Here is a 22,895-nt window from a genome sequence, read left to right on the forward strand (position 1 = left end):
CGGCCATAGCTTTGCAGGCTAAGCCGGTGCTGGTCCCTGATATGCGCCAAAAGCACCATGTCATCACGCTGACGTTGACTGATGGAACGGGATTTCCAAGCGCGAAAGCCGCGAGAAGTCACCTGCAAAACACTGCAGAGAAACTCGATAGACCAGATCTTCTTCCAGGTGTCGACAAAGGCAAACCTCACGCCTTTTGTCCTGCGAAGAAGATCGTCGCCTTTTTTAGGACCTCCCTCTCCTCGCGCAGAACCCGGTTTTCCTTGCGCAGGCGGGCGTTCTCTTTCTCTACATCTTCATGTGGGCCAGACATCAGGTCGTCGTTCTGATGTTGTTGAACCCACTTGTTCAGGGTCGAAACGCCCCCCCCCAAAAAAATCCGACGCAATCTGGGGTCGCGTCAGCCCGCTGGTCGTTGCAATGCGAACCGCGTCACGCTGGAATTCTTCGCCGTATCTTGGTGCCATTTCTTGTCTCCTTCATTGCGAATATCGCTCGAAAGAGACCGGAACTAAATCGGGACAAGACCAAGTTGTGGGTGGCATTGGGACTTCCGAGCGAGAAGATTGTTCGTCAATCCTGTGGCAGAGCCAACGAGGTGATTGTCTATTGTTACGGCGGCAGGACGGCTGAGATGTGGTGGGAGAAGATCAAAAACAGTACCACTCGGTTTGATAACCTTCAGGTTATAAATTTTTCAGAGACGGACACCCGCGAACTGGGATAACTAGCAAGTCGCTCGATGAAGCTGCAGGTTAATATTCAGGACGGCGATGTGATGGTCAGTGTTGATGATAGCATCGTTTACGTGACCCCGGCCAAATGGAAAAATGCTGATCATTGATCGTCGATCTGCTCACAATGCACATAAGAGCCCAGACTGTAGAATGCTGCGTCGTTGACCCGTTGAAACCGCCCCGCTGAGCAGACGTCAATGCAATTCGCAGCGAAAGCTAGGAACCCGCCCTTCTCGTCGATATGTGCTTGGCGCAGCAATCGGACCGCTTCCCTTTGCCATAACTGTCAATAACGGCCCCTTTTCGGCAGGCGCGTCAGGGTCTCAGGGGCAAATTCAACCCGATGGATCAGATCCAACCCCGACTAGGCTGCACCCCTTTTGAGAAGTTGGCCGAATTCGCGTCCTCGGAGCAAAAAATATTCTCCGGCATAGCGTGCAGTGTAGTGCACTTTATCAACAATAAGAACCTACGCGAAAGGGAGACAACGGTTAGGAAATGTTCAAATCGGCAGTCGTTGAGCAGATGCAATCGAATGCATCACAGCAAGCGGACGGAGGTTTTCGAAAAATTCCAAGAATTGTGAAATACATTAATTCGACGAAATACAGCATCCTACTGCGTTTCGTCTGCCTGCTAGAGGAACCGGCAGCTGGCTTTTGGTTTACTTGCGCAAATTGTTCCGACGGCCAAGACCGCATCATAACCGCCATCTCGGAATGATCAGTTTTCAATCGTTCGCAATCTTGAACTAACTGCCGCGAAAAAGATGGATGGTGCTATACTTCATCCACTCCGTTCCCCTTAGCTTGACACTCCCGGTCACTTGACCGAGGCTCGGCGTGAAGGGCTAAGGTTCATTCGATTCCTGAAAAGGATCGGGCGCACGAGGCCCGCGTTTCAAATCGAATGCTGCGATCTTTTCTTGATCGCAATTTTCATGCTTGAAAAAGACAAGTTGAGCAATGCCTTCGCAGGACTTCATGCGGCTACACGAGAAGTAGCATTTCTCAATTCTTTCATGGAAATGTCTGGGTAGATCGCTGAGAATCGGTTCAAATCTGCTGCGAGGGCGGCAAAGAGGAAATATAATTCTGTAAATCGTTCTCGTTTCGATTCGTAATAACCGCAGCGCAGGAGACCCTATTTGCGTTTCCACGGGTAGAGTTCCGTTTGCACGCTATTGATACGCCATCTCGGGGCTCCGGAAGACATCGGCTTTGATCTATGCTCACTTTGCGCGATACTCATTCTGACACTTCACGGCTTCGTTCCCAGGTGTTTCTGCCAGAAGTTGTGTCCCGTGAAATGACGGAGCAATACTCCGCCACGGTAACTGCGGAGTTGTGCGGTCGCGAGCAGCGCAAAAGCGGGCCCTTTCGACGTTTGGATACTCGAGAGGTTTTGGCGGTTTACAATCAGTGTAGATTGACGGCTACCTGCACCAGGATTGAGAGTTGTTGTGAAACAAGCGCAGACTTCTGGAAACACCAACTTGGTGAAAGTCGTCCAATATGGCTTAGTTTACTTGTCCACGCTATGCCTTCAGCGCTAGCCAAATCACCAGGGAAATCACACATACAAGGCTTACGAGAACTGTTAAGCCGAACAAAGCATGGAGAAACTGACGCACAGGTTCCCAGGAAAGAAACACAAGAACAGCCGAAACGACTATCGCAATCAGAATGAATGCTAGCATCGCATTTCGAATGCTTGCTGAACCGCCATACGTGCTTCGTCAACGCTCTGGAACTCGCCCCTGACTGGTTCGCCAAATAGTTCGGCGTGATAGATGTCGCTGTTTGTATGTGTGTGCGTAACTTTTCGCCATACTAATCCAATTTTTGGTCCACTACGGAAAAAGAATCTGGGTTCTTCCTGCGTGCCACACTTCCATCCACCATGAACCGGCGAGACACGATGGAGGAGCTCTTGGTCGAGAACTTGAATAAAGGATTTTGTTTCAAGGATCTCTTGGTTCTCATCAATTTCCTTTCGCGCATTAGTACGCATCTGCGTCAAAGATTTGGTGCTTTTATCGGGAACCGTCGCGATGAGTTTTTCATTATTCAACTTAAATCCTCCAATAGTGTTTTTGGCGCCCGTTTCATTCTTGCGATTTGGTTGCGATCCCTGCCCATCTGCAAATGTCAGCCATGTGAGTAAGGAACCCTTCTAGAAACGCATGCGGGGTTGGAAGCACCTCCCTGATTTTGTGCAACTGGACGTTAGGCTCCTCAAACCGTTCGACTATGTTCCCTTGTGACATGCATAGGAGCCCCAATCCGGTCGCAGAACTTTTCAAGCAGATCAGCCTCCAGCCGCTCTCCAGGCTGCGAGCGGCGCGAGCTCCGCTTCCGCGCCATTCCACCACTCTCTGAGACGCGCGGCGGCCACTAGGCCAGTATCCACAGCCTCGATCTGCTCACTAAGGATACGTTGGGTATCTAATTGCGGCGTATCAATTACAAAGCCGAGCGAGCGGCCAGCCGGTCGAATGTAGCCCCCGATCGCGCGCAGTCCGTCGGCAACCCCGACCACGCCGCAGGCGCCCGCCATGCCGGTTAGCATGATCTTGACAGAGGCGGATGGTGCAGCGCTGTCGCGGCACTGAAGCGACATTCGCGGGCGCGGCAGCCCTGCCAGGGACAGTAGCGTGTGCGGAACGTCGAAGTATATCGTTCGCGACTCCGTTGGACGCACCCTGTTCCCGTTCGGATTTCGCTTGATCACAAGGTCTGGCCAGTTCCCGCTCGCATGCGCGACATAGTCCTCGAAGAACTCGCCCGAGGCTAGGTTCGGCTCAGCTTCGTAGGGTTCTTCCGCCTGGCGGATCGCTTCCTCGAGCATGGCTCGTTCAGCGCCAGTGAGAGCTGGTAGCAGTGTTTCGTAGGACACCTGCCGATCGAAGAGCGCGCCCGACCGGCTTGATCCAAGGTAGACCTCAGGCGCCAGGAGGACGGAGTACGCCTCGACCCCCGTTTCTCGCAGCGCCGTCACGCTCGCGGCGTAGCGCTCGGGCTGTGGAATGCCCTCCCCAGAAATGCTGTAGGCCGCGTCGATCTTATTCTCGATAAGGAGACGGCTGCCGCAAGCAAGCTCGATTTCGAGATCAATGGTTCCGGTGTGCCCCACATGTGCTGTCTGGCGGCGGATTTTGCAGATACTCCGGTCAAAGTCGAAGATCGCGTCCAGGAAGGTCTCGGCTACACTTGCCTGCATCAGGGCCCTTGCGAAGAGCTCATCGGTGTCACGTTCGTAGATTTTCCGGGCCATATCTCAGAACTCCCCTTCACTGCGGGCTTTCAAGCGCGCTATCCAATTTTCGATATTCCGGTCCTGGGCAGCATGCCATGCCCGCTCGAGGCGCGCGGTTTGGCGCTTAAGGTCGGATACCACCTCTGTGAGACGGCGCTCCAGGGTGCCGCTGTAGAGTGCATGCTCTACAGCTTTTGCTATCGGTAGCCTTGGAAAGCTCCGCTCGTGAAGCGGAGGTACCCAGTCGCTCTCGGCGCCGTCCCCGCCCGAACTGGTCGCATCAAGTTCGCCCCAGGCGATTTGTGCATGACAGGGTCCGATGGACCAGTTCTTTCCCAGCCAATACCGCAGGTAGTCTGGCGTCACAGGCGTATACGAAAGATAACCCGTTTCTGTCTCCACAAAGCCTTGTCGGCCAACAGGATCCGGCTCGAAGTACCAGGTTTCGAGCTTTGGGTTCTGAAGGAGAAACCCGCCTACGATGGGCATGTCCTCGCCATAATGAATCCGCCAGCGCTCGCCGTCTGCGCGCGAAATCGTTGGCAAGACGGGTCCGCCTTCGTCGGTCCGCGCATAGAAGAGGCCACGCAAGACATCCGGCTCATAACCCGCATGGACAACGTGTTCTCCCGCAAAGTCGGTCTCTTCGGAAAACGACACGACGACCCGGGGGCGCGTCTCAATAGCGCCAGCGAAACCACCCTGGCCGTCTGGGACGACCGCGAGCCGCAGCTCCCGATAAAGGATTACAATCCCCGGCAGATTCACCTGTCCTGTCGTCTCGGGGATACTGTAATGCTCGCGCGGGCCGATGGATCCGCCGGAGTGAACCCCCATCCCGGGTCGAAGAAATTCCCCAGTTCCAAGGTGGTCGAGATCGTACCGCCGAAGATCGTCTTCCGGTGCAAGTAAAAACTCCATCTCGCCCAACATATAAGGCACCAAGAGGAGCTCCACCGACGGAAACGGGAACATCTCCTCGAAATAGACTCCGGGCTCGTAGATCGGGTGGATGGGGCTTTCCAGGTCAATCATGCAATTGCCGTCGCTCGGCACGAGCTGTGCATCGAACATCTCCCAGCGGCAACTCATCCTCTGGATCGCATCCAACACACTGCCGAGCGAAGCCCCACAGGCAATTTCCCGGCAGAGACTGTTGAGCAGAAGTGAAAGGTTTTCCCACTCCCGCGTCGCATCCTTCTCCGTTTCAGCAGTGGGCGACTTTTTGCGGCTGATCGAGAGTGATCGCAGCAGCTCGATCTTACAGTTGTCCGGGTTTTCGCCGCAGGCCTCCGCCGCGACCCCGACCGCCACAAGATACGGCTCAAGCCCCCTCATCGGGGCCTTCCGTGGGTGCTCTCTGTAGTAGGCCATTGTGCAATCGTCAACGAGATCAAACATGTTGAGAATTCTGTAGTTATCGTACTTAAAACTTTGTCGGCGTCTGTGGCCCCACTTCAACTTCTCGAAGACCTGGTCCTGGAAGTCAATTTTGCGCAGGCCAGCCGCACTGGCCCTCCGCCAGGCATTCCGGAGAAAGAGACCAGCGCGGAGATTATCATCCCCACGGAGCTTAAAACCCACCTCAGCCGCCATGCTCCATTCCTCAAGGAACTCCAGCGATTCCTTGGTGAGACGCTCGCGGGCTTCATCGCGATCGTATATCGTCATTCTCGGCCCCTCCTCAGTTTTGGCGGCGGTATCGCGCGCCGCCCTTTCCCCGGTGCAGTGGCATGACCGTTACGATCGTGCCGGTGTCTTCGCTCCAGATCAGCGCGTATTTCCCGAGCCGGTCGTCGCTGTTCAGCCGGCGCGCCTGGCGCGAACTCACGCGCAGAAGGTTGCAATTCCCTCCGATCGGATGGTCCACATTCGCATGTTCGACCAGCACATCGAGAAAGTGTCGCGTCACGCCCCGTGCTTGGCATCGCGACTGTGCATGGCGTGATAATTGTAGATGAATCATCGGACCCTCCGAGCTTGTTGCTAGGTCCATTATTCAGACATTAGGCCGTTCGGGAACTCCGATACCAGAGTCATATCCGACTTATTTTCGGAGTCTATTTTTCGGAGTTTTCAGCGTATGTGGAACCGTCCGTAAAAATTGGGCACTCCCTTCGGTGTGGAAACAGCCTTGACTGCAATCTAATTTGGCGTGAGCAGTACTATCTGGGAACAAGTAATTGGCGCGTCGACGGGGCAACACGCCGGAGAAATGGGAGATCCCATCGTTAAAGCGATGCATACGCGCAAAAACCTGTTCCACGAGATATTCTTGCCTACTTCAAACGCCCTAATTCGTCTCTGAAGCCAGTGATTACGGGCTTTAGTCTCCTTGTGTACTCGCTTCCCGCACGGAATCTTAAAGAAGTCGGTTCGGAAATAGCCGATAGGTGCTTAATAGCTCGTTTGCTTTTTCAGCAACAAAATGTTGCCAACCATCGCCGCTCAGAATCCCGGGCGCAGTACCTTTTCGGTCTCTGGTATCATCCATGTACTTAATATTGCCACTTCACCTATGGTTTTCCCGACTCGATGCGTTAATCATCTGAAACGACCTTGAAAGCCAATTTTTGCCCACCAAGCTCCCGGAAAGCACGCTGGCGACAGCTAAGCACAATAATTTGCAGATCACCTGCTTGTCTGTGCAGAGCATCAAACATGCGTTCTATTCTATCATCATCCGTATAAACCAGCGCATCATCCAGAATAATGGGCGCATGACGCCCGCCAGAGGCAAGTAATCGCGCAAATGCCAGACGGACCAGCAGCGCAATTTGTTCCTGTGTGCCTCCCGACAGGACACCAATGCTCTCTTCCTGCCCGTCACGGACCAGAGCCGTGGGCAAAATACTGTCCCCGTCAAATATTAGATCGGCATCGGGCCAGAGCAACTTGAGTAACGGTTTTAGCTCAGCGATCACCGGTTCGAAATACCTGTCCCTTGCGGTGGCGCGGGCGGTATCAAGCGTTCCGGCAAGTTCGTTCAAAACCTCAACTTCGAAATGCAGGGCCGCCAGCGTTTTCTCAGTAGCTCCCAAACGAATTGTCATGTCGGCAAGATCTTCTTCAACACCTTCCCCCGAGCGAAGCTCAATTTTCGTATCAAGGGCTGCAAGCTCCCGCCCCAAGTCAATGATTTCGGTTTCGGCCTGTTGGCACACGGATTTGGCTCGATCCAATGCCGCTTGGCTCACGGAGAGGTCAGGGGCTTCTGCGGCCAGATTTGTATATTCTTTTTCTAGTTTCCCGAGTAGCGAGCTGGCGTCATCCAATTCGATAATGGTTTTCCGCTCCAGAGTATCCGCATTCTCGAACGCCTTCATCGCGATCTCGGCCTCCTCCAGAGCTGCCTGGGCTGCGTCCGCTGAAACACTGGCGCGGGCTGCGGCGTCTCGGTCTTGATCGCGCTGATCTCGCGCAGCCTCCAGGTCATCTTCACTTTTCCTCAGGCTCGTTTTTACTGCGTCCACAGCCTCTTGTGCGGACTTGTGATTTGGTAAGTCTGCATCCGGCTCAACCGCTTCTGGCAAAGACGCAAGTTCTATGCGCAACTCGTCCAGACCATCCGGGGCAAGAAGTGAAACTTTATCTTTGGCATCCTGAACCCGCTTGGCAGCTTCATCTCGCTGGTTTGCTGCCTTGCGTGCCGCATCAAGTGTCGAAAAATCAGCGTCATCCAGCGACTTCGCAAAATTTGTCTCAGCCTTGTTTAATTCGTCATCATCGTTGGCGCCCTGCCCAGGGCGCAGGGTAAGAATGCCAAATCCCGGAAGGTCAATCGTGGCACCATCCGGGAGAGGGACAACCTCCTGATCTTTCAGAATACCCCCTGCAATCGTGGCTCGCGGGATTTCAGCACTGACATAACTCAAGCTGACTTGTGGAGCGCTGCGCGTGCGTAGTTCCTGTTGAACAGAGACTTCCTGTGACAGCACATCCAGCTTTTTGATCGTTTTGTGGTCCGGGCCTGTCACCGCTGCTTTACTGTCGCCGGTGATTGACTTAGCCAATGCTTCGACGTCGTTGATGCGCTTTTTCAGATCCTTTCGACGCGTTTCGGCGCTGCGCCCGCTCTCGGCTTTCAGAACGGCGTTAAGGGTCTTTACGGCAACTTCTTCACCCTCGCGGGCCGTTTTTACATCAGCCTTACAGGACACAAATTCCGCCTCGAAATCCTTCAGCGTCTTGACGCATTCTGCTGCAAATTCAGATGTGTCCGATTGATCCTTCTGCGCTTTCGCAAACGATTTTGTGGCTTTTATAAGTTCTTCCAGCTTGGTTTTCACAGCATCACGTTCCAGAGTTGCCGTTTTCACCGCATTTTGCGCGCGTGACACGCTATCTGCATGGCGCCGCGCATCGTCATGAACTTTGGTGGCATCTAAAAGACGCTGTTCTCGGCCGGAGATCACATCTGCATCCTGAAGCTCAGCAAGCGTCTTTTTTATGCCGCGCCGCAGGTCAATCGCGCCGGAAAGTTCCCGCACGGTGTCTTCCAATTCGCTCTTACGCTGCGCATTGCTGGCCACTTCCTTTTCGGCCGTATCCAGCGGGCCACTTTTCAACACCCGCCCTGTTGCCGTGACATACTTGCTCAGATCATCTTGGCACCGGTCAATTGCGATATCCATGCGTCGCCCGCCGGTGAGGGCTTCAACTTCGCCTGCAACCGAAGACATCAGATCCTGTCGGGCGTGCTGCGCACTTTCCTTTTCCTTTTTAGAACCTTGGTCGAGCGCCGTAATCCCTTGGCGCACCCATAATAATCCGGCAGGCCCTCCCGCATCTCCAGAATGCACTAATTTAGCAATCCAGGCCTCGGCATCATCCGCCTTGGCGATCAGTCGATCACCCTTATACACCTCCGCCATCGGCTGTTTCAGCCAACGCTTGATGATGTGGAACCGACCATCCGGGGTTTCAACCTCGACTTCAACCTGCGGAGCCCCGCCCGCATGCGGTTTCAGAGCCATGATCTCCTTGCTTTTGGCACGATTCACCTGGAAAAACACCGCCTGCAGAGCATCAAACAATGTGGATTTTCCGTACTCATTGGGGGCGGTCAGAACATTTAATCCGTCTCCTATTCCGTCAATGCGGACAGGTTTATCAAAACGGCGAATATCGCTAAGCGTGACAGAAATAAGTTTCATTTTTGCCCCTCCTGAAGATATCCGTATAGCCGGTTCAGGGCAGCCGCGGATATTTTGCGCGCCTCGGCACTGCGCTCACTGTCCTGCGCCTTTTTGCTGAGTTCTTCGGCCGCCACCCGCAGGGCACCTGCATGATCAATCGCATCAAGGTCAGCGTCTTCAAATTCAGTTTCAAGCGCACTTGTGTCCAGAACGAAGTGGCAAAATTCAGGTGCAGCCATTTCGGCAGCGACCTGCAGTGCGGCTTGCTCGGCCAACGTTGCACGCCCGGATGCGCGAACCCTGAATATGTAATCGCGCAATAGGCTGCGATCTGCTGGCAACAACGCCTCGAATGCTTCTGCGGCCGCCTGTCCGGGCACGAGCGACAGGCCCTCATCGGCCCAGTAGAATTTTCCGGTCTCTACAGTTTCTGTCTTTGGTGCAATGCTGGGGCCATCGAGCGTCACGGCAAGGCAGGTTCCTCGTCCACCATGGCGAAAGCTGTCACGCTCGGGCGTTCCCGAATACCAAGTCCGTTTTCCAACCGGAATGGCACCGTGCCAGTCGCCCAGCGCCAAATAGTCCAGCCCGGCCCCTTCGGCGCGATCAGGCGGAATGATATCATCACCTTCCACGCCTCCCTCGCTGAAATCTCGGATTGCGCCATGGGCCAGCCCGATACGCAGCACTTGCGGATCGGTTTTGTGGTTCGCCATCCAGTCCGTCAGATCCCGACCTGGATACCGGCGCGGCATGGGGCACGGTAGAAGGCACACGTCCTTCTCAATCTCGACCGGCTCGGCGGTGTCGATCAGATGCACATTGGCGGGAGCATGGTGGCGAAACCGATCCCACAGGCTTTCGGCGGCAAGGCTGTCGTGATTGCCGGGAATCAACCACCATTGAATGTCTGGATTGCGTCCCATAGCCGACAAAGCTTGACGCCAAATGGGATCAGTTGGTGTTTCGGTATCAAAGACATCGCCTGCCACAAGAATATGAGCCGTGTCATGATCGCATGCTGCCTGGACAAGACGGTCGAGAATTTGATGTCTGGCATCGACAAGGCGTCCGCGAACGTCTTCGGGCATATTCCCGAAACGGCTGCCCAAATGAAGATCAGACGTATGAATGAAGCGGATCACGCAGCATCCCCAGATCGTTTGCCATACTCGAATGCGCCAAGCTCACGAGCTTCTTCGATCGAGCGACAGGTTTCTGGCATTGTCTGTCCCAGCACGATTACCTGATAGACTCGGTTACCCTCGTGTCGGTGCTGTTCAGTCTTTCGGATGGAAACAGTGCATTGGCCATCGGCGTAGCCAAACGAGACATAACCGTGGACATGGGGTTCAAACATCAGGGTGCCCGCAGGCTCTGTCGCCTCTGGCCGATCACCAGCCAATTCGATTGCTTCATATTCGTCAAGAATCTGCGCTGCCTTTTGCGCATACTCTGCCTTGCCGGTTTTCACTATTCTCATGGCATTGAACCACATCGTTTTTCGGGCGTCCGGCAGTTTTGCTAAAAATGCCGCCGGAATGCTATCGTTCGTCATCAGAAATCCCTCGCGAATTAAATCCACCGTTTGTTGAAATATTTCCTTCGGGCAACGCACAAAGTGTATTCACCAGCCGCATCTGTTCGACCGTCGTGCATTTTGCTTCGCGCAACCTTGGGGCGCCGAACACAAGTGCCAACCCTTTTGCACGGGACACCGCCACATTGATCCGGTTGAGCGAAAACAGGAATTCCATGCCGCGCGAAGTTTCTTCGGCGGAAGATGCGGTCATAGATACAAGGCAGATTGGCGCTTCCTGCCCCTGAAATTTGTCTACGGTACCGACACGAATACCTGCAGGCACGGCCTCAGACAGGGCGTTGACCTGGGCGTTATAGGGGGCGACGACGATGATGTCGCTCGCGTGAATGGGGCGTGTAGTGCCTTCATTGTCGGTCCAATTACCCTTCAGAAGGTCGTCAATGGCGCTTCCGATCGCCGCCACTTCCTCGGAGGCGGTCTGTGCATTGCCTTCGTGGGTAACAGGCACCCAGAATGCCCCCGCTTCAGGGAAAGATGTGCCTGTTATGCTCTGACATGCTGTGTCTGGGTGGCTTTCCAGCCGCCCTTCATAGACTTGATCCGAAATGAACCGGCAGACTTCGGGGTGCATCCGTCGTGTAACGGGCAGAAAAATACCCCGATCGGACGGGATGGTGGCATGATCACCCAACACCCATTCAAGGCAAGACAGGTTTGCCGGGTGAGGATGCGCTCCCTGGATGACTTGCGGCAGTTGTTGCGGATCTCCAACAAGCACGATGTTGCGCGCGGCGCGCCCCATTGCGAGCATGTTAGCAAGGCCCACTTGCCCTGCCTCATCGACAAACAGCCAGTCAAAGACTTGAATGTTCTCGTCGCGGGCAAAGAAAAAGGCGGTGCCGCCCACCACGTGTGACTCCGCCAGCGCAGGATCATCATTTGAAGTTGAGCGCGAGATCGCCTCGATACCGTCAGGATATCCATCATTGCCGACGGAAACCTTGTGTGCCATTTCCAGCGCGATTGGCAGGTCTTCGTCTTCAACTGCAGCCAGGCAGCCCAATAACACATTTCGGATCGCCTCGTGACTGTTTGATGAGACGCCAACCCTGTACCCGGCCCGCACGAGCGACAGGATCGCGCGCGCCGAGACAAATGTTTTGCCGGTGCCTGGCGGACCCTGAATGGGCAGAACAGTTTCCTGCATGCGCGAGACGGCACTTATGGTTGCGGCAACAGGTTCTACACCATTCAGAATGTCCGCACTGCCGTTTCCCAGCCGTGGTGGGCAGCGCGACAGAAGATCATCCAATGCACGATAGCGGCGCGGTCCGCATTGATCGGCAATCACGTTGCGAAACGCGTCGGCAATGACTTTGGTGGAGATCGGTTTGTCTGGGTGCAATGTCAGGTGATCCATTAATAGCGCCACCCGCGCATTTCCGGTCTTGAGTGTAATGCGGCGCGTCGTTCGGTCCAGTTCCACCACTGAAATCGTTGCGAACCCATCCGGTGTCGGGATTGTTGCGGAACGGCCCGCGCGCAGCTTGGTTTCCTGTTCTGGAAAACGATATGTGCGCTGCATGGAACGCTTGATCGGCTCGGCAGGCCCGATAGCTTCAAGCGCGGCAAGCGCGTCCAGATCATCAATCAGGTCATCCTCGTCCTTGGCGAGGCTGTCAAAAATTGCCCACCAGGCCGGTTTTGCCTCCCGTCCGTGGAACATCCCCAGATCGAACAGCATAGTCTGCCGTTCTTCAGTCAGGTCCGAGGCAGACAGTATGGATCGCTGGGCGTCCGCTTCCGCATCTTCCTCTATTTCCTGTTCAGCGGCATCCAGGCCAAAAACTGGCCACATGCCTACGGGCCGAATACTCGCCAACCAGTTGCGCAGATCCTCGGTCGAGACACAATCGATGCGGTTATAATCCTCGATTTCGTCGAGAATCTTCTGCTCGCCCGTCTCCAGCCACTTTTCATAGGCCACGACTGAGCCACCCGCCGTTTTGACCTCGCCGTCGCGTACGAGATCATAAAAAGCTTCCATGGATTTGATAGAGTAGTTGGGTTCCGAGCCAATCAACCCGCCGCGCACTACGGCGAAAAGATCGACGAAACGCCGCTCGCGCAGCAGGCGATCAAGGAAGGCCTCGCCGATACCGTATTTTGCCGTCAGGCGGCGCAAGGCCGTGATCTCGTAAGGCGCATAATGGTAGATCCGGGCCTGCGGGAATTGCGCGAGGCGGGCGCGGAAGAAATCGAACAGATCGATAACGGCCTGTTTTTCGGCGGCGTGGTCATGCGCCCAAAACGTGACAAAACCGGAATCCTTTGCCCAGACGCCATGTAGATATTCAAGGCCGTCCTCGTAATGCGGATCACCTTCGATGTCGTAAAACAGATCACCCGGTTGCGGTTCGGGCAACAGATCAAAGCCTTTACCGGGCTCTGGGGTGCGCAGAACAAAATCCGGCTCTCCGGTTTTGCGAGCGTGTTGCAGGCGGGCCTGTGTCACCAACCGTTGAAGAGTGGGCCCGGCCATGCCGCGTACCGGATGATCCAGAGTGGATAAGGCTTCCAGCGTATGCGCGTCCGCCGCCTCTAGCTTTTTCACCTGAGTGCGGCTGATATTTGCCACATTGAACAGGCTGTCCTCTTCCTGCCAAACCAATTTGCAATGATCCTCCCAACGACAAAGACCGCAAGATGCGCAAGGCGTGGGTCGCGTTTCTGTCGGATCGGCCACAAAGGCTTCCAGCCGGGCGCGGGCCTGTCGGGCGTAGGCTGAATAATCGGACAGCCGAAGTGTCGCGCGTTCGCCGTTTCCCAGTTCGATATGCGCAAACTCAGGGCTGATCCCCTGCATTTCAGCGAGAAGATCGGAATAAAGCACAAGTTGCAGAACATGGCTGGGATGTGGTTTGCGTTTGAGCTTGGTATCGGTCACCTCATAGCTGAATGCTCCCAGCTTCGAGGGCGTCTCGACACGCTCCAGAAAATCCGACCAGCCGCCCCAATTGCCGGACAGGAAGGCTCCCTGAAACACCACATCAGGACCTTCGGCCAAAACTCCGCGAGTTCGCGTGGCGTTCGCAGCCAGATCGTTACTGCCGATCTCGACCACCCGGCCTCCGTCTGCCTTGAGCTTTTCCAGATGCGCCGCCTCATGGGCATCGCCCTGTTTTTGCAACAGGGCGGCATCCTCGCTGTCAGCCCTTGGGTCCGGCCCTCTGCCTTGCAACTTCATGAGATCTAGCGTTGACGAATGCGCGCAGCCCATGAAACGCATGAGGTCCGACGCAGAAAGTAGAATTCGGCCGTCGATCTCCCTCATGTGAATGCCCTCATAAATTGCATCGATATATTCAAAATACCATCGTCGAGAGAATCATCTCGACAGATTTCACTTTGAACTTTAGCGTATGAGGGTGTCAATTCCTGTCGTGGTTGAAGATGTCGTTTGCAAAAGCTCAGGATCTGCTTCGTCTCGCGCTGATCGCGTCCTCGCGTCACGCCGGTATCAGCCTTGCAGAAATTCGCACCGAGTTTGATATTTCCCACCGCACAGCTCAGCGCATGACCGACGCGCTGGAAGCCACATTTGCGAATGTGGAGATCACGGACGGGTCAGACCGGCGGCGGCGCTGGCGTTTGCAAGACCCCGCGCTTGAACGTTTGGAGCCACGTCAGGAAACAACGATTGAGGCCCTCGAAATTGCCGTTCGCGAAGCTAAGGATAACAACCGCTTGCGCCATGCCCGTGCACTGGAAGACTTGCGTGACCAGCACTTGATCAAGCTGCCGGTGCGGGATGCGCTTCGGGCCGAGGCTGACGCCGAGGCCGTGTTGTCATCCCTCGGCCATGTCGCCCGCCCCGGCCCGCAGACTGGGCAACGCCCAGCGGTAATGGACGCGGTAATCGAAGCACTGCGTGGCCCATTCAAACTGCGCGTTTCTTACGGTCAGAAGAATAGTGCAGAAAGGATTCTGGAGCCGCACGGTGTTCTGCTAGGCCTGCGCAGTTATCTGGTAGCGCGTCAGCCTTCGCGGGGGCCGGAATTGTTGAACTTCCGTATGGACCGGATCCTTGACGCCGCCAGCTTGGATGAAACGTTTATTTTTGAACCGGAGTTTTCAATCGACGATCATGCGGCAAAAGCATTTGGCGCCTATCAGGACCCCGCGCAATACGGCGAGGTTGTCTGGAAATTCGCGCCTGCCGCAGCGGAACGTGCCGCCGGGTTTCAGTTTCATCCCCACCAAAAGTCTGAACGGCAGCCGGATGGCAGTCTGATCGTGAGCTTCAATGCCGCTGGCTGGCTAGAAATGGCATGGTTTCTCTATCAGTGGGGCGATGCTGTCGAGGTTCTGGCGCCTTCTGGGTTGCGAAAGCTGACTGAAGACTACAGGCGATCCGACTTCGATGCCTTGCCATGAGTATCACTTTGCCCAATTCATCAAATTTTTCCACGGCCATTTCACAAGTGAGTATTTCCCATGCCTGAAACCATTCCCCATACCGAACTGAAAGCAAAACAGCGCGAAATACGCGACGGGTTTCCCGAAACGATGGGCCTGCGAGTGCATCGCGCGATCAGCTGGATTGGGCGGTCAGAAGCCTCTCACGAAGATCATGATGTCCGGTTTGTATTCCTGTGGATTGCGTTCAACGCAGCTTATGCCGGCGAAAGCGAATTCCGGAGCATTGCGCGCGGGGAACGCTCGACATTCGCTGATTTTTTCAACAATATTGTGGCTCTGGATGGCGAGCAACGAATCTACAAGTCGATCTGGCAGAGCTTTTCAGGACCGATCCGAATGCTCATGCAAAACCGATATGTTTTCAATCCGTTTTGGCAGCATCACAACGGTATCGACGGATACGACGACTGGGAGGAGCGCTTTAGGACTTCAGCCCACAGCTTTGCGCAGGCGCTCCAGTCACAAAATACAGCCCGAACCCTGAGTTTCGTCTTTGACAGGCTGTATGTATTGCGCAACCAACTGGTGCATGGCGGCTCTACCTGGAACAGTGCAGTAAACCGCGAACAGGTGCGGGATGGCGCAGCGATTTTAGGGTTTCTGATGCCGGTGTTCATTGACATCATGATGGATCACCCAGACGAGGATTGGGGAAAACCCTTCTATCCCGTGGTGGAGTGAGGTGGCATCGACATGAAAACCTGTAAGCGGCGGAGCAATACTCGGCCACGGTATCGGTAGTGTTGGCCTGTCGCGGGCGGCCTAATAGTCGGCCACCTTTGTCCTTTCGGTGTTCGGGAGGGCTTGGGGATATTTACCGTGGAATTGTATTTGAAGGTGCGTTGCGCCCATTTTCATGATGGGCTGAGCGGGCGCAAGATTGTCCGGAATTTTGGCATCAGCCGCGAAAGTGTATCGAAGATGTTGGCGTATTCAGAGCCGCCTGGCTATCGCCGAACGGCGGAGATCAAGCGTCCGAAGTTAGATATGTATACGGGGCAGATTGATCAGTGGTTGACCGAAGACAATATCCGTACTTGCCCAGAACCAGCATCGCCACAACATCCGCAGCCTCCTACATGCGCCTGCTGGGCGGAGAAGCGCCATGACAACTGCACCCGAACTGCTGCTGGCCCATCACCTCAAAACACTCAGATTGCCAACCTTCCTGCGCGAGCACGACAAGCAGGCCCGCATCTGTGCCGCCGAAGGCGTGGATCACGTTCGCTATCTGGCGCGCCTGACAGAGTTAGAGGTGATCGACCGCGAACGGCTCATGGTTGAGCGCAGGATCAAGTCGGCAAAATTCCCGGCCGTCAAAAGTTTGGACAGCTTCGACTTCAAGGCAATTCCATCCCTAAACAAGATGATGGTCTTGGAGCTGGCGCGCTGTGAATGGATCGAGCGGCAGGAGAATGTCATCGCCCTTGGGCCATCAGGCAGCGGCAAAACCCATGTCGCGCTCGGGCTGGGGCTGGCGGCCTGCCAAAAGGGGTTGCCGGTCAGCTTCGTCACCGCCTCCTCACTGGCTCACGGGCTGATGGAAGCCCGCAATGAGAAGCGTCTGCTACGATTGCAGCGACAACTGGCGAAGGTCAAACTGCTGATCATCGACGAACTGGGGTTTGTGCCGCTCAGCAAAACAGGCGCAGAGCTATTGTTCGAGCTGATATCGCAACGCTATGAACGCGGATCCACACTGATCACGAGCAATCTGCCATTCGAGGAATGGACCGAAACATTCGGCACCGAGCGCCTGACTGGCGCGCTGCTGGACCGACTGACACACCACGTGAACATTCTGGAGATGAACGGCGAAAGCTATCGTCTCAATCAAAGCCGGTCACGGCTCGCCAAAGCCAACGAATAACAATTGGCCTGACGGCCAATGCACCCTGGAACCCGCTTGCTGTATGGGCGCCACACGTTCCAGTGCGCACACACAAACAAAACCCTCAGTCCATCAACAAAATGCCAAAGCTGCCGTCACGCCAAGTGGCCTGCTTTTGCTCCGCCAAGCTGGCAGGTTTTTACTCCGCCGTTGACACCGGGAGCAAAGCTTTTTGGACTGCCTCATCCCAGCCCAGATAAAAAATACCCCGATCGCGTATTACCGGGCGGGCCATCACCTTAGGCCGGGCGGAGACCTGCGCCTCTGCTTCCGAATTTTTCAGCCAATCGTTAAGCGCTCGGTAGTCATTCGACTTTCGATCCACCAGCCGATCCCCAAACTCTGCAATCAGTTCAGCCAATTCAACTTCGCTCAGAGGTTCTGCCCGGACATCGCGAAAACCGACCTTCTTGCCCGCGGCCTCCAGCGCCTTGCGTGCCTTCTGGCAAATCGCGCAGGTGTTTAATCCATAGATCATCATGTCGCAATCTCCTTCGGCGATGATCCTGCAATCTCATGTATTAACACCTCCAACGCAACCATTCGATCCTGCTTGGCTCCTCAGATGTTTCCTGAAAACCGAAACTGCTAGTTGATCCCAGCGTCTGCGCTCAAGTATATGTTGCGATCTTTGATTGCCGTGGTCCCAGTTCACGGCCCATTGTGACCGCTTGTGACGACTGCGGCGCAGCCAAAGTCTACTTTTCGTAGTTACTTGACTAATTCGCACCCGTTGGCTAGCTCGTCCGCGGGCTGCTGACGCCTGCCACCCGCGGACCTTCTGTCCTGGTAAAGTTCTGCAACAGATTGTCTTTGTGATCCTCCACGCACATCGCGCGGATGGTAACACGGGTAAGTTCATAATAACCGTGTTCCCTGGCAAAACTGCTGACGGGCGCGCCATATACCGCAGATTGGCAATGGCCTGCTGGGTGGCCCGTTTCGCTGACAATCGCGCGTGCCCTGGGCGTGCCCCTGTGGTGATCCCGTCAAATCGGGTCGTAAATTCAAGCATATCCGCGAACTTGATAGCGCTGGCCACGCGACACGCAGTTTTTCGGCAGGCGCGCCAGTGTCTCAGAGGCGAACTCAACCCGATAGAGCAGATCCGACCCCGTCTGGCTGCACCCCTTTTGAGAGGTTGACCGAATTCGCGTACTCGGAGCAAACAATATTCTCCGACATAGCGTGCAGCGTAGTGCCCTTTATCAACAATAAGAACTTACGCGAAAGGGAGACGACGGTTAGGAAATGTTCAAATGGGCAGTCGTTGAGCAGATGCAATCGAATGCATCACAGCAAGCGGACGGAGATTTCCAAAAAACTTCAAGAATTGTGAAATACATTAATTCGACGAAATACAGCATCCTACTGCGTTTCGTCTGTCTGCAAGAGAATCCGGAACCTGACCTTTGGTTTACTTGCGCAAATTGTTCCGACGGCCAAGGCCGCATCACAACCGCGCTCTCGGAATGACAAGATTTCAATCGTGCACAATCTTGAACTACCTGGCGCGAAAAAGATGGACAGTGCTATGTTTCATCCGCTCCGTTCCCCTTGGCTTGCCGTTCAAGCACCAGCCTTCTGGCGCGTTCAAATTCAGGCGTGCCCCTGTCCAGCCTGTGCTCGTGATAAAGGAGCATAAGGTCCTTATCATCTACGGTATCCACATTCTCTGCATCAAACTGATCGAAGATCTCGAACACGCGCTCGTCTGGAATCTGTTTGTAGTACTTAAGCGTCACGTCCTCATCTTCATGCCCCATATTCATGGACCAGGCCTTCATTTCCTCCTGGGATTTGCAAATTTTCATGCTCAAGTTCCCAATGCATCGCTTGGCTGAGTGGGGTGGAAAACGTTTCCTCAGAGGCTCCGAAGCCGTTTTGAATGCCGCCGAAACAGCATGTGTAGAAGACATTACCGGAATGTTATCTGCGGACGAGGCAAATTGGCGTTTCACAAGGTGCTTTTCATCGGGGAACAGAGCATCTTCTGCCTCAAACCCCAGTGCGAGCAGTTCAGTTTTCCAGTCACAGACGACCCTGGCAAAGATCGCGGGGAGTGGGAAGAAGTTGATCCGTAAGCTTTTGCCATTCTTCGTACGCGAGCTTTTCGCATCCTGAACAACGATCTTCGCCGACACCTCAAGGTGCCCGATCTTCAAGGAGGTGATCGTGTCAGCCCGAAGAGCTGCCACGAATGCAATGGCCATCATGGCCTGGTCGCGCCGTTCTTTGCTGGTCCGGCACGGCATGCCACCCACCATTTCAACAGCTTCTTCCAGCGTTGGCGCAGGGCGTTTGTTCGGGGCCAGGGCAACAGCATCAAACTTCTTCGGCAGCTCAAAATAGCGCGGAAGCGTTTTGTTCAGGCCACGGTAGCCTTTTTGCTCGACCAACCACTCGAAGAACGACTTGAGGTGCGATGCGCGATGCCGAACTGTCGATATGCTGAACTGTTCTTTTGCGGAGGCATCAACACTTGATTTGAGGTGCTCACGGAATGCCACGACGTCAGCTATGGTGACCTTTGCAAACGCCTTGCCATCGCAGAAATCCTCAAACTGACGGATTGCCGCAAGCTTTGCCGAGATCGTTTTATCATCCCAACGGCCCGCGAAATGCAGCCACTCATACAGAATGCGATCATTCACCACATACCAGATCTCAGCCTTGGGCTGGCGATCGTTCCCAATACCAGCCGGGATTACCTCATATCCTTCGTCCAGGGAGGCCAGGCTGGTATTGGTATCGGCGCACTTCAAAATCTTGTCGCAATCGGTCTCATTTACTCTTTTTGTGACCACGCCTCCACAGTTCGAACAGGCCCCCCACAACCCGCGAAGCCCACCTTTTGTGGCGCCGCAGCTCAACGATTCAGGCGCTGGGAACATCCGGTAGCCGCACACAAAGCATTTGAATTCTCCCTTACGAAGATGCGCTTTGTTTGTCGGGCGCCGCGCATCACTGAACCGCTTCACCTCCGCCCCACGGAACACATAGGGAGTGAAGCCATCCGATGGCTTCAGACCTTCCTTGACCCAATTTGAAACAGTGTTTCGAACAACTCCGTAGAGCGTCATGAGGTCATCGACCGCGTACACAAAATGCTTTTTTGGCCGAACGTTTTTATAGGAGCGGCTCATGACGTCGCACTCCTGCTCAGCTTCTCTGCCGCCGTTTCTGCCGAGCTCGATTTCTTGCGAGACAGGCGCAATGAAGCGCGGCTTTCGAATTCGAAGAGCTGCTCATCTGACCAGCGGCTTGTGCCTGCGGACAGCTTGATCGGCTGTGGAAAATCGCCGCCTTTTTCTGCCCAACGCCAAACGGTTGCGTGCGACACACCATAGCGCTGCGCAACTTCGGCAATCGAAAGAAACCGGGATGCCGTTTGGGGTTTTGCGGGGCGCGCAACCGGATCGCCTTTTTTCGGCTGGCGTTTCCTGACCGGAGGCGCGGCATCGGCCTGACCACAGAAACCGAACAAGTCCCCGAGATCAGCGTTTGAATGCGGTGTGGTCTCAGACATTCGATGCCACCCCCATGCCCAGCGCCGGGGGAAGCAGAAACCTGAAAACACCGCACCGCCCCTTCAGAAGGGGCAATACGGATTGATCGTCAGCGAGGAGACAGGTGCTCGGGCGCGCGCTCTGCGACGTAGCTATTGAGGCGACCATCAGGAAGGCCCCCGCATAGCGGGATCAACGCGGCCCGCATCAACCCATTCATTCAGGTCGGAGCCGCGATAAATGATCTTGCGGCCCAGGCGGTAGAAGGCTGGGCCCTTCATCTTATGCCGCCATTGGGCCAGTTTGTCGCGATCACCGATAATGTCGAGTTCTGGATCGCCCAAGACGTAGCAGCGATCATTTTCAAAGAGATTGGGCAATGTAAGTGTTCCTTTCGTTGCCTTGAGTGGCAACGAATGGATGCGCCCTGATCTACATCGACCGGCAGTCCCCGGTCTCGAAACCGGGGACCCTAAACCCTTGATTTACCGACAAAACAAATTTGCTCGCTTGCATCAACATACGGTTTTGATTTGCCTCTCGGGCAATTTTCACTCAAATCTCGCCGAATCCTTTCGGCCAGATCCAGAACGCCAGTTCCAGCTTTTGGATCGTCTCCGCAGAGGTCCATGGCCATGCCCAGGTGGACGACGCCGCGATACCTCTTCCAGATATTCCTGAGGGCATCCTTATCTCTGGCACCACTTATGCCGAATTCTCTCGCGGCATCACTGACTTGTTGCAGTATCCCACCGACAACCTGAACACCCTGGAGCTTTCCTTCCCGAATTGAGAGCCAGACCGACTTTCCAATATGCTCGGCAATATTGAGTTTCCGCTCATTCCCGTGTCCGTTTTCACCTTCATACCGCCGGGCAGTCTGCATGAATTCATAGATAGCCTCGTGCCGCGCGGGGGCCGACTTCGCCATCCCTGCGACAAATTCGGTATTCTTTGGAGCCGACATCCAATCGCCGTCGCCTTCGTCCAGCAGCAACTCAAGCCGCGACGCCACCACGTCATGTTTCACATTTTTGATCGCTTGCAAGCGCTGCGTATTATCCTCCTCGCTCAAGGCAACCCGGATAAGATCGATATATTGAAACACAGCGCCGTCGATAAATACTGTTTCCATCAGGACGCCACCGGATTGCAGGCGCTTACGACGAATTGAGACCAATCGCGCATCAATGCGCGTCGTTTTTCCAGCAGGTCTGAACGTGCGTAAGCTCTCTCCACATCCGACCCGACGGAGTGGGCTAAGCTCTTCTCAGCGACCTCCCGTGGGGCGTTCGCCACCTCAGAAGCCCAGTCCCGGAATGTCGACCGGAACCCATGCACAGTGACGCCTTCAACGCTCATTCGGCGTAACAGCATCAGCATCGACATATTGGACAGTGGCTTGTGCCGTTTCTGCCCCTCAAAAACGTAGTCAGACTTCATTGCCTTCAACGGCTCGATGATCGCCAGCATTTCATCCGTCAGCGGAACACGGTGCTCTTCGCCCGTCTTCATACGTTCCGGCGGGCAGGTCCACAGGCGATCTTCAAAATCGATCTCTTCCCAGCGAAGCCCCAGGGCCTCGCCCGTTCTTGATCCCGTCAGACACGTAAACATCAGAGCTTTTGCTGCCATCGCTTTGCGGGATTTCAGGTCAGCGTAGAAATCCGGCACATCTTTCCAGTGCATCGCCTTGTGGTGCTTCACCCTGGCTTTGACTTTCGGCAACGCCTGCGCGTCCTTGATCGCGGTGACCGGGTTCTCACCCGATCGGAACCCCTTGGAACGCGCCACATCCAGCACCGTCTTGATCCGTTGAGCAAGCCGCTTCGCGGTCTCATGCTTCTCCGTCCAGACAGGCGCAAGGCGCATCATCACTTCCGGCTGATCAATACTGTTGATCGGCATCCGGCCAATCTTGGGGAAGGCGTAGTCCCGCAATGTGTTGATCCACTGCTGACCATGCTTGGCATTCTTCCACGTTGGCATCCGGTCAATATGAACCTGACGCGCCACCTCTTCAAAGCTCGGCACCTCCTGCCGCGCATTAAAACGTGGGTTCAACCCTTGCTTGGCCATGCGGCGATATTCCAGCGCCCGTTCACGCGCCTGGTTGAGCGTCACGATGTCCGCCCCACCCAAGCCAAAGTCAGTGCGCAGCGGTGCGCCTTTTTTGTTCTTCTGGCCTTTGACCACCACCCGCACGATCCAACGCCGAGCGCCGGATGGATCAACCACCAGATACAAGCCGTTGCCATCTCCGTGACGCCCAGCGCTTAGATTCTCAACCAGCTTCTTCGTCAGCTTGCCAGATAGGGCCATTTCAAAATACCACAT

General features: G+C 55.1%; 18 protein-coding genes and 2 pseudogenes. 4 read left to right on the forward strand and 16 right to left on the reverse strand.

Features of this window, described 5'->3' with window-relative positions; genetic code table 11:
• Both DWA01_RS23650 and DWA01_RS23895 read right to left on the reverse strand, forming a co-directional pair.
• Positions 1–191: pseudogene (locus tag DWA01_RS23650) on the reverse strand (IS3 family transposase); the annotation flags it as partial.
• Positions 188–313, reverse strand: coding sequence for a hypothetical protein (locus DWA01_RS23895; protein ID WP_268807742.1), 126 nt, complete (start codon positions 311–313; stop codon positions 188–190). The gene DWA01_RS23895 and the pseudogene DWA01_RS23650, both read right to left, overlap by 4 nt.
• Positions 314–529: 216 nt before the next feature.
• On the opposite strand from DWA01_RS23895, the pseudogene DWA01_RS14065 reads away from it, so the two are divergent.
• Positions 530–844 (forward strand): annotated as a pseudogene (locus DWA01_RS14065) (YaeQ family protein); the annotation flags it as partial.
• Between the two features lie 1,585 nt (positions 845–2,429).
• Here the strand turns inward: DWA01_RS14065 and DWA01_RS14075 are convergent.
• From DWA01_RS14075 to DWA01_RS14110, 8 genes are all read right to left on the reverse strand, one after another.
• Positions 2,430–2,810 carry a hypothetical protein gene (locus DWA01_RS14075; RefSeq protein WP_114286450.1) on the reverse strand — a complete coding sequence of 127 codons (381 nt, stop codon included), beginning with the start codon at positions 2,808–2,810 and terminating at the stop codon, positions 2,430–2,432.
• Between the two features lie 237 nt (positions 2,811–3,047).
• Positions 3,048–4,013 (reverse strand): hypothetical protein, encoded by a 966-nt coding sequence (locus DWA01_RS14080; protein WP_114286451.1) that lies wholly within the window; start codon positions 4,011–4,013, stop codon positions 3,048–3,050.
• Positions 4,014–4,016: 3 nt separating this feature from the next.
• Complete coding sequence (locus DWA01_RS14085) at positions 4,017–5,666, reverse strand: hypothetical protein (RefSeq protein ID WP_114286452.1); 1,650 nt, start codon at positions 5,664–5,666, stop codon at positions 4,017–4,019.
• A gap of 13 nt (positions 5,667–5,679) precedes the next feature.
• Positions 5,680–5,907 carry a hypothetical protein gene (locus DWA01_RS14090; RefSeq protein ID WP_136057756.1) on the reverse strand — a complete coding sequence of 76 codons (228 nt, stop codon included), beginning with the start codon at positions 5,905–5,907 and terminating at the stop codon, positions 5,680–5,682.
• Positions 5,908–6,535: 628 nt separating this feature from the next.
• Positions 6,536–9,151 carry an AAA family ATPase gene (locus DWA01_RS14095; RefSeq protein WP_114286454.1) on the reverse strand — a complete coding sequence of 872 codons (2,616 nt, stop codon included), beginning with the start codon at positions 9,149–9,151 and terminating at the stop codon, positions 6,536–6,538.
• Positions 9,148–10,278, reverse strand: a complete 1,131-nt coding sequence (locus DWA01_RS14100; protein ID WP_114286455.1) for a metallophosphoesterase family protein — start codon at positions 10,276–10,278, stop codon at positions 9,148–9,150. The genes DWA01_RS14095 and DWA01_RS14100 overlap by 4 nt, the downstream gene beginning before the upstream one ends.
• Positions 10,275–10,691, reverse strand: a complete 417-nt coding sequence (locus DWA01_RS14105) for a hypothetical protein (RefSeq protein ID WP_136057757.1) — start codon at positions 10,689–10,691, stop codon at positions 10,275–10,277. Before DWA01_RS14105 ends, DWA01_RS14100 begins: the two co-directional genes overlap by 4 nt.
• On the reverse strand, positions 10,678–14,010 hold the full coding sequence (locus DWA01_RS14110; protein ID WP_114286457.1) for a TM0106 family RecB-like putative nuclease: 3,333 nt from the start codon (positions 14,008–14,010) through the stop codon (positions 10,678–10,680). The genes DWA01_RS14105 and DWA01_RS14110 overlap by 14 nt, the downstream gene beginning before the upstream one ends.
• A gap of 242 nt (positions 14,011–14,252) precedes the next feature.
• Here DWA01_RS14110 and DWA01_RS14115 point away from each other — a divergent pair, with 242 nt between their 5' ends.
• The 3 genes from DWA01_RS14115 to istB all read left to right on the forward strand — a co-directional run bounded on the left by DWA01_RS14115 (position 14,253) and on the right by istB (position 17,028).
• Entirely contained in the window at positions 14,253–15,113 is an 861-nt protein-coding gene (locus DWA01_RS14115) for a helix-turn-helix transcriptional regulator (RefSeq protein ID WP_235008557.1), read from the forward strand.
• A gap of 60 nt (positions 15,114–15,173) precedes the next feature.
• Positions 15,174–15,839, forward strand: coding sequence for a HEPN domain-containing protein (locus DWA01_RS14120; RefSeq protein WP_200832586.1), 666 nt, complete (start codon positions 15,174–15,176; stop codon positions 15,837–15,839).
• Between the two features lie 424 nt (positions 15,840–16,263).
• Complete coding sequence (gene istB, locus DWA01_RS14130; RefSeq protein ID WP_114286459.1) at positions 16,264–17,028, forward strand: IS21-like element helper ATPase IstB; 765 nt, start codon at positions 16,264–16,266, stop codon at positions 17,026–17,028.
• Positions 17,029–17,188: 160 nt separating this feature from the next.
• Here istB and DWA01_RS14135 read toward each other — a convergent pair whose 3' ends face one another.
• From DWA01_RS14135 to DWA01_RS14165, 6 genes are all read right to left on the reverse strand, one after another.
• Positions 17,189–17,530: an arsenate reductase family protein gene (locus tag DWA01_RS14135; RefSeq protein ID WP_114286460.1), complete on the reverse strand. Its 342-nt coding sequence runs from the start codon at positions 17,528–17,530 to the stop codon at positions 17,189–17,191.
• Positions 17,531–18,581: 1,051 nt separating this feature from the next.
• Positions 18,582–20,195, reverse strand: a complete 1,614-nt coding sequence (locus DWA01_RS14145) for a tyrosine-type recombinase/integrase (RefSeq protein WP_114286462.1) — start codon at positions 20,193–20,195, stop codon at positions 18,582–18,584.
• Positions 20,192–20,578, reverse strand: coding sequence for a helix-turn-helix transcriptional regulator (locus DWA01_RS14150; RefSeq protein ID WP_114286463.1), 387 nt, complete (start codon positions 20,576–20,578; stop codon positions 20,192–20,194). The genes DWA01_RS14145 and DWA01_RS14150 overlap by 4 nt, the downstream gene beginning before the upstream one ends.
• Before the next feature lie 147 nt (positions 20,579–20,725).
• Complete coding sequence (locus DWA01_RS14155) at positions 20,726–20,938, reverse strand: MerR family transcriptional regulator (RefSeq protein ID WP_114286464.1); 213 nt, start codon at positions 20,936–20,938, stop codon at positions 20,726–20,728.
• A gap of 92 nt (positions 20,939–21,030) precedes the next feature.
• Positions 21,031–21,693, reverse strand: a complete 663-nt coding sequence (locus tag DWA01_RS14160) for a hypothetical protein (RefSeq protein ID WP_114286465.1) — start codon at positions 21,691–21,693, stop codon at positions 21,031–21,033.
• Entirely contained in the window at positions 21,693–22,895 is a 1,203-nt protein-coding gene (locus DWA01_RS14165; protein ID WP_235008558.1) for a tyrosine-type recombinase/integrase, read from the reverse strand. The genes DWA01_RS14160 and DWA01_RS14165 overlap by 1 nt, the downstream gene beginning before the upstream one ends.

This window comes from Candidatus Halocynthiibacter alkanivorans (assembly GCF_003333265.1).
Taxonomy (GTDB): domain Bacteria; phylum Pseudomonadota; class Alphaproteobacteria; order Rhodobacterales; family Rhodobacteraceae; genus Halocyntiibacter_A; species Halocyntiibacter_A alkanivorans.

What these genes read in the sequence shown, in the direction of transcription:
- DWA01_RS23895 (WP_268807742.1), bottom strand. Translation starts at nt 313, where the DNA reads ATGTCTGGCCCACATGAAGATGTAGAGAAAGAGAACGCCCGCCTGCGC.
- DWA01_RS14080 (WP_114286451.1), bottom strand. Translation starts at nt 4,013, where the DNA reads ATGGCCCGGAAAATCTACGAACGTGACACCGATGAGCTCTTCGCAAGG.
- DWA01_RS14085 (WP_114286452.1), bottom strand. Translation starts at nt 5,666, where the DNA reads ATGACGATATACGATCGCGATGAAGCCCGCGAGCGTCTCACCAAGGAA.
- DWA01_RS14095 (WP_114286454.1), bottom strand. Translation starts at nt 9,151, where the DNA reads ATGAAACTTATTTCTGTCACGCTTAGCGATATTCGCCGTTTTGATAAA.
- DWA01_RS14105 (WP_136057757.1), bottom strand. Translation starts at nt 10,691, where the DNA reads ATGACGAACGATAGCATTCCGGCGGCATTTTTAGCAAAACTGCCGGAC.
- DWA01_RS14110 (WP_114286457.1), bottom strand. Translation starts at nt 14,010, where the DNA reads ATGAGGGAGATCGACGGCCGAATTCTACTTTCTGCGTCGGACCTCATG.
- DWA01_RS14115 (WP_235008557.1), top strand. Translation starts at nt 14,253, where the DNA reads ATGACCGACGCGCTGGAAGCCACATTTGCGAATGTGGAGATCACGGAC.
- DWA01_RS14120 (WP_200832586.1), top strand. Translation starts at nt 15,174, where the DNA reads ATGCCTGAAACCATTCCCCATACCGAACTGAAAGCAAAACAGCGCGAA.
- istB (WP_114286459.1), top strand. Translation starts at nt 16,264, where the DNA reads ATGACAACTGCACCCGAACTGCTGCTGGCCCATCACCTCAAAACACTC.
- DWA01_RS14135 (WP_114286460.1), bottom strand. Translation starts at nt 17,530, where the DNA reads ATGATGATCTATGGATTAAACACCTGCGCGATTTGCCAGAAGGCACGC.
- DWA01_RS14145 (WP_114286462.1), bottom strand. Translation starts at nt 20,195, where the DNA reads ATGAGCCGCTCCTATAAAAACGTTCGGCCAAAAAAGCATTTTGTGTAC.
- DWA01_RS14150 (WP_114286463.1), bottom strand. Translation starts at nt 20,578, where the DNA reads ATGTCTGAGACCACACCGCATTCAAACGCTGATCTCGGGGACTTGTTC.
- DWA01_RS14160 (WP_114286465.1), bottom strand. Translation starts at nt 21,693, where the DNA reads ATGGAAACAGTATTTATCGACGGCGCTGTGTTTCAATATATCGATCTT.
- DWA01_RS14165 (WP_235008558.1), bottom strand. Translation starts at nt 22,895, where the DNA reads ATGTGGTATTTTGAAATGGCCCTATCTGGCAAGCTGACGAAGAAGCTG.